Genomic DNA, 9,997 nt, shown 5'->3' with positions numbered 1-9,997 from the left:
GGAATCTTTATTCCAATCTTGCTCTAACATAGTAATAGATAATTCTTTGTTTAGTTCTGCTACCTCCATGTTTATTTCATAGCATTCTTCCATAGGAGGTAATGCTATATCTATGGTTTCTTTAATATCTTCTTTCACGGCCGGTTCTTTTATTTCAGAGCTTATACTTTCTACATGTGTTTCTTCTGCTATAACAGGCAGTTCACCATTTCGTTGTAAGGCATCTATTAATCTCGATGCACGTGTATAACTAATTTTAAACGTGTCTTGTAGTACAGATATAGAGATACTTCCCGATTCCTTCACAAAACTTAAAACATCTTCGTATAGAATATCCTTAAAGGAGCTAGTTTCCTCTTGTTCGATTTCTTCGCCTTCAATTGGAATTGCTACTTCCGGTGAAATAGTATTGTCAGGTGAATGAGTAGTAATAACACTTGTTTCTTCTGATGTACTACTATTATTTGAAATTAATACTTTACGAGGACCATCCCCTGTGTAAGAACTTACAACTAGATTTTGTTCTAACTTCTCAATATATTGCATAGATTTCATATAGCTAATCTTGAATTTTCTTTGCAGAAGAGATGGCGAGACTTGTTGTGATTCGATAATAAATTCCTTAATATCTTCATACAACTTATTTTCAACTTCATCATCAACATTCCCCTGCTGGTTCATTGCTGCAGGATCATTAGATAAGGTTTCATTTTGAGACTTTTGTCCCTTATAATCCTCCAATGATACAATGTGTTGATGCTCCTCGTTTGTTTCTATGGAGTTATTCTGTTCAATCTCACCTTCTTGTATAGGTGGTAATGGTTGTATTTTCTTCATGTTTTCTGCATCTACATGCTTCATAGGATTAGCTTTTTCTATAGATTCATTAATAAGGCGAAGACGCTCATTTTCCCAATATTCACCTGTTTTTGTATCTACTTGAATAATTGCTTGGGCAAATTCTTCTTTTGGTACAAAGTTACTTGTGATTTGTTGTACAGGTTGCACATGATTATCTTGTACGATACGAGCAGCACAGATGAATGCCCCTTGTGCCATGATATCTCCTGGTGACATAACAACTTCTTTCGTTTTTTGATAGGTTGATCCTAGTCGACTAACTGGATTCTCTTGCATAGGAGAAATGCCCTGTTCGGATTCTGCCTCTTTAAATTCCTCTTTCTCACCAAACATGTCAGAGAAAATTTTTGCATCATATGGTGTTACATCTCCAAATATCATTTTGTTACGGAATGAACCTAGTAAAGTAAACATGTATTGCTCTGTGAAGTCGAGAGCTAATTGCGATAGTGTTTGGCTAGCGATTGTTAAAATTACTTTATATTTACGAGATTGTGCAGGGAATTCTTTAAACGGCCGCACAACGTAATCCGGAAACTCATCGACAATAATATGATGGTAAGGTGAGACGTTTGGATCTCTACGGAATACTGCATTTTGCATACTTAACAATACAAATTTTCCTAATACGTTTGAAAGGTCTGCTAATTCTCCTTTTGCCGTATTGACTAACAAAATCCCACCCTGCTCTAAATGAACATCGAAATCAAAATCGGATTTTCCAAATAAAACACGTCGTATTAAAACGTTTGAAGCTAAATCTTTTAATATGTTGCGTAAACCTTTTACATATTCTTCTTCTCTGTCATAATGCATCGGTTGTCCGCGGTATTTTCCCGATTTATAAACGGCTGGTTCACCTTGAAAATCCAGCTTTTCACGAATGGTATTATCAAACCATTCGTCTATACCTTTTATAATTTTATATTCATTTTTTTGGTCACGTGAAGCTGCTCCACTTTGAACAAAATCATATAACTTTTCGACCTGTACCTTTAATAGCTTATGCATTCGGTGAACACGTTCTACATCGTCATACATCTCAATCAAATCGTCGAAGGTAACATCTTTTTGTGGGTTGTGAAGCTTTAATAAATAGATATGTTGTTTAAGGTGGTTACGCTGCGCTTGTTCAAAGAATGCATTGTTAGATTCAGACAAACCTTGAATAACCATTGCGAAAACTTCTGCTACTTTATCTACTGGTCCTCGCAGAATGTTTATATTTTTGGTATCAGGATTAGTTGGATCAATGTAGTAAACTGCACTTTCAGGTATTTTATGTGCTTGCACTAACTTAAAAACCTTTTGGCATAAATCATTACTCGGTTCGATAACAGTCACACCATTTAAAAATGTTCCTTTTACTTCTTCTGTATGATAATCCTTCTTTTTAAAGACATTTATGAACTTATTGATAAAACGCGCCATCCAATGTAAATCTTGATTAATCATGGGAATAATTAAACTAGATGTTTTACCAGAACCAATAGGACCAATAATAATACAATTTAACGTTCTATCTTTCCCCTTAATACGAACCATCTCTTTATGCTCAATATGCGGTCCAATTTCTACATCAGGATATATTTGTTCTTCTTGGCTATTAAACCATTTTTGTAATTTGTGATTTTTATATTCGTATTTTTGTACCCACTTTAATATCTCTTCTCGGTAGCGAACAATATGCCCACTATACCAAAGTGTAAACAAAATCATAAATACTGTTGGTAAAAATACAAAAATCATAGTGAGTGTGTGAAAATTACCTGTTAAGACATGACCTAAGGCTTCATACTCACCAAAATTAAGATGTTTTGATTTATCCGCTAGATAAGGAATAACCTTTGCATGGATCGGAGCAGTTGCAAACCATAAAAATTGAATATCAACCGCAAAGTGGGAAGCAACCAAGATTATTAGTTTCCCATTATTTATATGTAAAGCTGGAATACGGCTGTAAAACCTAAAGCTAAACTCTCCTAATAGTAAAGAAAAGAACATTAAAATAAGCGGTACATATGTAATTTCTATAGGATAAGACGGTGGTTCAAATGCATAGTAGAGTAACTTGATGTAGTTTACTAAACCGAATCCAAATGAAAGAATAAATCCGCTAATTAAGCCGATTGTAGTAAATAACGGTAATCGTTGTTTAAATGTCTCCATATAGGCTCACCTACTTCTTACAGATATAGTTGAGCTTTATGTTTAAACTGGAATCGATTATTGAATTCTGGTTGGAATAGTTCCTTTGATTTTTCGAGAAAGAATTTTGCTGCATCTTCAGTTTGTTTTAAATATAAATCAATACTCTCTCTTTCACAGAGTTGATTGTATTCTTCTTGAGAAAGTACCGCGATATTTACCTCAATCTTTTTATCCGTTGCCGTTTCAATTATGACATCGTACCAATAGAAATTTGGTTTCCCTGGAATTTGGATATCTTGTAGAGAAACACTAAACGTTGCCCCCTCTTCTGTAATATGATTAAGGACTAGTTCCGGGTTTTTAAATGCTTCTCTAGCAGAGAGCACTCCCCCAGTAGTAGTAGTTGCATATTGTAAATCCATTTTGATTTTCCACCTTTCTCCATATAAAAAAAGGCAAGCGACACCCACTGTAAAAACAGCGTGTGTCGCTTGCCTTAATTTCATATGTTCTGATTTGATTGTAGTTTTTTGTGTTTAGTTCAAACGTAATTCTATCACCTTAAATAATAAAAATCAATAAAATTGTATAAAAGTATATAAAAAATTAACGATTAATATAATTCAACAAGCTTGCGTCTTTTCGGATGTATGTTATTTGCAGTACGTGCCATGATCTGTTCATCCGCATCGATAGTAACACCTTCATTTTGGAGGGATAGCAGTAATACGTTGTCATACGTGTCCATTAAAAGTATATCTCTAGCCTTTTTGCGCTTTGGATAAATCACAACAAGCGGCACCCCTTCATCACCTTCTCTTCTTGAAAACACAACATCGTCTAATCTAGCAATCATTCGGTAATCATTTTCATTCCCAAAAATAAAGAAGAAATCTTGCATTACATCTTTATCTCTCTTATACGTTCGTCTAAGACCACCATCTATTTTCTCTTTAAATGTTTGAACTGTTTCAACAAATGCATAGCGCCAATCAGCATCTCCTACTGTACGTTTAGATAAAGGTAAGAGAATATCTTGTTCAAAGTTTTGATTATCATCTATTCCTAGAAGAATATCTGAAATAACATCTCCAGCTTCTTTCAAAGAGCAGATGTGCATATTTAGGTTTGGTAGATTCATTAAATGTTCATGATATTCTCGCATAGAAAATAAGAGATTCTTCATACGTACGTATGGAGGTTCTGCATCTTCTGCAAGGAACATCGACTTGTCATACATAACAAAAACAACAGTTATATTTTTAGTGTTTTTTTGTGCATATTCAATATACTTCCCCACCTTTTCAACTAAGGTAGCATTGGTTTCTTTGCACATATCCATTTCAATGTAAATATTTTTGTCTTTATATGAAATGTGTTCATCAGGAATTAGAAGTAACCCTGCATCTTCAATTTCTGTTTTCTTTTGTTTTTGATGATATGAGCGAATATCTAACTCGCATAATAATTTATTCGTATTGGTCTTTTTCGACACTTCCAAAAGTGTGCGTACTAATATTTCTCTTGAGCAGAGTGTATGTAGTGAGATTGAAGAAGAATATCTACGTTTTGAAGATCCTGCAGGAATCCTTCCTAATTCTTGAAGGTAATCAACCATTCTATCTTTTAAGGAGAATGTCGCACGTCTGGTTATACTATCATCTCTTTTATCAATTTTTTTAGTCAGGATAGCACCGTATTTTGAAAAACGATTAAGTTTCGTAAACACACTATCCTCAGAAAAATCTCTACCCTCAAATGCACTATAAAGCTGAGTAATTTGTCGTGTAGTAAGATACCTTTTGTAATATAAAAATGTAAATACAAATATATCGGCCTCTTTTAAACGAAAAGATTTCTGTGTACCTTTGCTTGTATATTTATACGTTTTACTTTTCATTATATGCAACTCCATAACTCGAATGTATTTTCAATAAATAACAACCATTTCTATATATCTTATTACAGCAAAATTTAGTTGTAAATTATTAAAAGTTTAAGCTGAATTTGCTTTAATCTAGATACTAAAACTTGTACGCTGAAGTTTGGATTACTTCTCTTCCTAAAAATTAGCTAGAAACATTGATTTATATAGTCTTTCAGTTCTTTTAAAATTGTTCGGACGGAAGACATGTTTTAACCGAACAATTTTTTAAAGGTTCAAGTATTGGAATAAAATCGTTAGGACGGCCTAACAATTTATTTAAACAATTACATTATATAAAGACATGTTACACATACAGAAAATATAATAGATTAATCACTTGTGCATTGTAGTTTCTTTTTGCTATTGAAATAGAAAAAGACCGACAAAATTATATTTGTCGGTCTATTGTTTAGAATGATAATTTCTTCTTTGCTGGTTGTGAATCGTCAGCAACTTCTACTTCAGGTTCAGCACCAAAATTTAATTTTTTCTTTTTAGGTTTTTCTTCTTGTACTGAATCATCAAATGCAAAAAGTTTATTTAAAACAGCATTGGATTTCTTTGAATTAGCTTGCTCACGTTCTTCTTTAATTCTCGTAATCTCATCAATAATATCACTAACACGTTTTGGTAATGGAAGTCCTGCAACAACTGAATAGAATTTTACTATATCCTCTTCTTTTTTTGTTGTATGTTTATTAACGTATGGAGCTATAGGACGTTCATCTACATATGGAGTTCTTTCTTTTAAGAAGTTTTCCATTTGATTAAGGAATGAGAAGTTGTATAATCGCCCTGCTCGCAGCGGTGATGTAACGATAGATAGCGCGCTTTTTTTAGCACTTTCTAGCTCTTCTCTTTCTGTATCGTATAAAACGCCTTTTTCTAGTGCGTTACCTAATTGAGTCAAGTAACCTAGCGGGTTTTCAGTGTCTAATTGATTTGATTTTAGTTCTAATTTTGCTAATGATAAAACGCCTGGTGTATTAATTACTTGAGCAAATTCACTCGCATCAAAATGTGTATCTGAAAACGGTGTAAATGATGAAGTAACTAGGTTAATCTCATGTAATGCATCAGCAATATATTTGTTACTATAGCTAGTATATTCGTTTGCTAAAGCACTTGGATTTTCCTCTTCAAATTTTCTATATAGTTTAGCGTTATCTATTAATACAATTGAGCCAAAAGCTTCTTGGTTCATAGCAATACTACGAATGCGTGAAGTTGCGTTTTCTAATACTTTTAAAGCCTCAGCATCACGTGGTAAAGTCAGTAACAATCCAAAATTGTAATCATGTTCATAGAGCATTTCAATAGCCTTTAATAGAGCACCAGTTCCTGTTCCTCCACCTAGACCACACGTAATCCAAATAAAATCACGATCTTCAAATTCCTGTTTTACCGCTTCGAAAATCTTTGTTTCATGCTTTACAAATGCTTCCTCTCCAACCTGTGGATTACGAGCTGCACCTTGTTCATATCCTTCTAACTGTATTTTACGGACGTTCCCTGTGTTTTTAATCTCAATTTTATTAAAATCTTGACTATTTGTATTAACAAGAATCGCACGATATGGGTATTTGTTATTTTTAATTTGTGTTTCTTTATTTGCGCACTCTGCTGCGATTGCACATCCACCCATACCTAGTCCTAAGAATCCAAATTTCAAACTAATATTTCCTTGGCTTTCGATTTCTGAAAAATTGCCTGCCATATGTATATCCTCCTCAAATATATATTTTAGTTGTTTTTCTCAACTCGTTTTTCCAGTTCCTTAATTAAAACATTTCCTAGATCTGTTACGTCATAAATTCGAACACGTCCTATTGCTTTGAAAGATATTAACCCTGCTCCTTCAAGTCTTGCAGTCATAATATCTAAAGCATATCGCGATGGAAGTATTTTTTTACCCTCATAATCTTTTTCATTCTCAATTTGATAGTCTTTATGATATTGGTTGATATAATCCCATAACTTTTCTTTGTTCATTGCGCCCTCGGCGTATAGCACACGTAAAGCCCAAATCCCATCATTTAAATTCTCACAAAGCACATCAATAATTTCACTACTACTCATTGATATATTAGACAATAATTTCACACCACCTTTAATAAATAATAAATTTTATCTATAGGTACAAAAAGACAAGATAATTATACGGAATTTAATACCGTTATAAAAGCCGTAAATACTTCGGTATATATTTCCGAAGTATTGTATGTACTAACTATAATACATCTACGGATGATAATCAAGAATCTTATTAAATCAATACTTTAAATACTTCCGTAATAATTACCGTAATTAATATTTTAATTGTTACGCATTTATTACGGTAATAAACACTGTAATGAATACGTAATGATTATAAAAGATGCATTTTAATAAGTGAAAATCCATGTAAAATTTTTAGTTCAGTTCACAGAATTTTAAGGTGATTTTGTACATAATCAAGTGTTAATCACGCTCACCCGACTAATCACCGCTCGATAACATAGGTATTATTGGTATGCAGCTAAATAAATGAGCAGTGAATGATTGAGTGATCAGGTATAAAAGTCCATGATATTTTATGTAATCTACAAAGGGGTTCTTTTAGTTTCTATAGAATTTTTATATAATGTATTATAGGACAGGCATCATATAGTTAGGTGGTGAGCAAATGATTGATGAACAGTTAAGCGATGGTTATTATCGCGTATCTGAAGTAGCAACCATGCTTGATATTCCTGAAAGTACTCTTCGTAGATGGTTGAATGATTTCGATGAGTACTTGAACATAAAAAAAGAACGCCAACTTAAATATGTTCATGAGGATAGTATTGATACAGTAAAAAAGATTAAACATTATTATTCTGAGTCAAAGAAAAAGCACGAAATTGTTGGGCTTTTAGATATGGATCCGACGGTTATTCGCAATGTTTATGCTGAAGATGTTGACGCTGATGGTGAACCAAAAGAAACATCACTAGTTAAAGCACAACAGGTCAATCCAGACTTTATAGAAGCTTTGACGGAAAAAATTACTGAGGAAGTTACAGCTAAAGTGACTGAAGAATTAACAAAACAAAATATGGAATTCTTCGCTGCGGTGGCTAAACAAAGTCAGGATAATTTCGATAGAATCAATAAGCGATTAGAGGAACGTGACGAAAAGTTAATGAGTACTATACGATTAATTCAAGAACAAAAAAGTGCTAATGCTCAGCGACAAGAGAATACTGAACAAAAAGGCGGCTTTTTCTCTAAGCTTTTTGGAAAAAAATAAAAAGGCTATCATTTGATAGCCTTTTTATTTTGCTTATTCTTAATATCATTTCAAAAGCTTAGTTCATTGATTATCAATATGATTCATTCACAGCTATTGTTTTAAACTTATAATAATCATAGAACTTAGGTTTATTTTGCTATACAAAGAGTTTTCTAATTCTATTTCTTCCAATCTGTGAACTACCCGCCACTTAACGTCCTAATGGACTGTTTGAAGTGGTGGCTTCTCGGTTAGTCGTTACTTTTGATAGCTAACGAATTTGTCCTAAGACAACCGAGCTAACCCCCTCGTTCCAAGGGTTATTTTATTGCTATCTATGCCAACGCTAATAGGCGTATTGCTTCATTTTTGATATTGATAGCTGCGTTATAATCTCTATCAAGATTTACACCACATATACAAGAATATACTCGCTCAGACAATGACATGTTTTTCACATTTCCACAACTGCTACATGTTTTTGTGGAAGGAAACCATTTGTCTATTTTCATAAGTTGTTTGCCTTGTTCGTGTAGTTTATAAGCTAAAAAAGAAGTGAACATACCCCAAGCATTATCAGCGACGCTTTTTCCAAAATGAAGTGCTTGCGACATGCCTTTCATATTTAGATCTTCAATAGCTACAACATCAAAATGAGTAGCTAACTCTTTAGACTTATGATGAAGGAAGTTCTTACGTTGGTTCGCTACTTTTTCATGTAACTTAGCTACACGGATACGTTGTTTATTCCAACGAATAGAACCTTTTGTTCTTCTTGATAATACTCGTTGTGCCTTTGCTAATCGGTCTAACATTTCACGATAGAACTTAGGATAATTGGCTCTCTCATCCTCAGAACTAACGTATAATCGATCCATCGCAAAGTCTAATCCAACAACTGTTTCTACTTCATTTTGTACAATCTCTTTTTCGTATTCAGTCAAGATAGACACATAGTATTTACCAGTAGGTGTCATAGAAATCGTACATGACTTGATTACATGGTCTTGTGGTATTTCTCTATGCTGCTTGATACGTACCATTTTCAGTTTTGGCAATTTAATATGACCGTTAAGCAACATAATATTTCCGTTCACTACATTCGTTGTATAAGACTTTCTGTCTTTTTTGCTTTTGAATGTTGGGAAGTCATTTTGACCACGAAAGAAATTCTTATAGGCAGTTTGCAAGTTTAGTTGAGCATTTGCCAGTGCTAATGAATCAACTTCTTTTAACCACTCAAATTCTGCTTTGTATTTCGCAGGAGTGGGAAGCTTTTGTTTCTTTAGTTGTTCCTTATCATCTTTGTGTTTTTCATACGCTTCTTTCCGTTCGGCTAACATTCTGTTATACACGAAACGTACACAACCGAAGGTTTTACGCATAAGATGTGCTTGGTCTCCTGTTGGATACAAACGGAATTTATATGCTTTATTATGCTTTGTCATATCATTTCACCTCACTTTTCACTTTGATTTTCAATATATTTTTTTACTACGTCTATTGATGAACCACCAGTAGTTAGTAAGCAAAAACCTCTTGACCAAAACATCTCTTTCAATAGTTTCATACTACTTAATTAGTAGTATGAAACTATTTTTATATTAATCATAAAAAAAACAGTTTATTCTTATTCAAAACTTACACCTTCACTCGATCACTCAACCATTCGCTAATCATTCATTCTAAAATAGTAATATGATTGACCGGTGATTAATTGACTGATTACAATTAGGTTTAATGCAATGAAATCAACCGTTCAATCACCACTCAACCTACATACGAAAATAACAGTATTTACACAC

General features: G+C 33.3%; 7 protein-coding genes and 1 pseudogene. 1 reads left to right on the top strand and 7 read right to left on the bottom strand.

Annotated elements, in window-relative coordinates:
* The 5 genes from FOT98_RS27475 to FOT98_RS27455 all read right to left on the bottom strand — a co-directional run.
* Positions 1-3,030 (bottom strand): DNA translocase FtsK (locus FOT98_RS27475; protein WP_144291189.1); only part of this gene is annotated, 3,030 nt, incomplete at its 3' end.
* Between the two features lie 17 nt (positions 3,031-3,047).
* Positions 3,048-3,434 (bottom strand): hypothetical protein, encoded by a 387-nt coding sequence (locus FOT98_RS27470; RefSeq protein ID WP_000365750.1) that lies wholly within the window; start codon positions 3,432-3,434, stop codon positions 3,048-3,050.
* 191 nt (positions 3,435-3,625) lie between these two features.
* Positions 3,626-4,912: a replication-relaxation family protein gene (locus tag FOT98_RS27465; RefSeq protein ID WP_000837871.1), complete on the bottom strand. Its 1,287-nt coding sequence runs from the start codon at positions 4,910-4,912 to the stop codon at positions 3,626-3,628.
* Positions 4,913-5,348: 436 nt separating this feature from the next.
* A complete protein-coding gene (repX, locus tag FOT98_RS27460; RefSeq protein ID WP_000918313.1) occupies positions 5,349-6,656 on the bottom strand; it encodes a plasmid replication protein RepX in 1,308 nt (435 codons plus the stop codon).
* 26 nt (positions 6,657-6,682) lie between these two features.
* The gene (locus FOT98_RS27455; protein ID WP_000098927.1) at positions 6,683-7,018 is read right to left on the bottom strand and encodes a hypothetical protein; all 336 of its coding nucleotides are present in this window, start codon (positions 7,016-7,018) and stop codon (positions 6,683-6,685) included.
* Between the two features lie 586 nt (positions 7,019-7,604).
* On the opposite strand from FOT98_RS27455, the gene FOT98_RS27450 reads away from it, so the two are divergent.
* Positions 7,605-8,210, top strand: a complete 606-nt coding sequence (locus FOT98_RS27450; RefSeq protein WP_000564661.1) for a MerR family transcriptional regulator — start codon at positions 7,605-7,607, stop codon at positions 8,208-8,210.
* Between the two features lie 317 nt (positions 8,211-8,527).
* On the opposite strand, the gene FOT98_RS27445 is transcribed toward FOT98_RS27450, so the two are convergent.
* Together FOT98_RS27445 and FOT98_RS27440 are read right to left on the bottom strand one after the other, a co-directional pair.
* On the bottom strand, positions 8,528-9,640 hold the full coding sequence (locus tag FOT98_RS27445; protein WP_000160678.1) for an RNA-guided endonuclease TnpB family protein: 1,113 nt from the start codon (positions 9,638-9,640) through the stop codon (positions 8,528-8,530).
* An 11-nt stretch (positions 9,641-9,651) separates the two neighbouring features.
* A pseudogene (locus FOT98_RS27440) lies at positions 9,652-9,759 on the bottom strand (transposase); the annotation flags it as partial.
* Positions 9,760-9,997 lie beyond the last annotated feature (238 nt).

Origin of the sequence: Bacillus sp. HY001 (assembly GCF_007558965.1) — a bacterium.
Classification (GTDB): domain Bacteria; phylum Bacillota; class Bacilli; order Bacillales; family Bacillaceae_G; genus Bacillus_A; species Bacillus_A mobilis.
The sequence above is the reverse complement of the archived record's forward strand: the minus strand, read 5'-3'. Positions and strand labels throughout refer to the sequence as shown.

Excerpts from the sequence above, each read along its gene's own strand:
- FOT98_RS27470 (WP_000365750.1), bottom strand. The coding sequence starts at position 3,434 with ATGGATTTACAATATGCAACTACTACTACTGGGGGAGTGCTCTCTGCT.
- FOT98_RS27450 (WP_000564661.1), top strand. The coding sequence starts at position 7,605 with ATGATTGATGAACAGTTAAGCGATGGTTATTATCGCGTATCTGAAGTA.
- repX (WP_000918313.1), bottom strand. The coding sequence starts at position 6,656 with ATGGCAGGCAATTTTTCAGAAATCGAAAGCCAAGGAAATATTAGTTTG.
- FOT98_RS27455 (WP_000098927.1), bottom strand. The coding sequence starts at position 7,018 with ATGAGTAGTAGTGAAATTATTGATGTGCTTTGTGAGAATTTAAATGAT.
- FOT98_RS27445 (WP_000160678.1), bottom strand. The coding sequence starts at position 9,640 with ATGACAAAGCATAATAAAGCATATAAATTCCGTTTGTATCCAACAGGA.
- FOT98_RS27465 (WP_000837871.1), bottom strand. The coding sequence starts at position 4,912 with ATGAAAAGTAAAACGTATAAATATACAAGCAAAGGTACACAGAAATCT.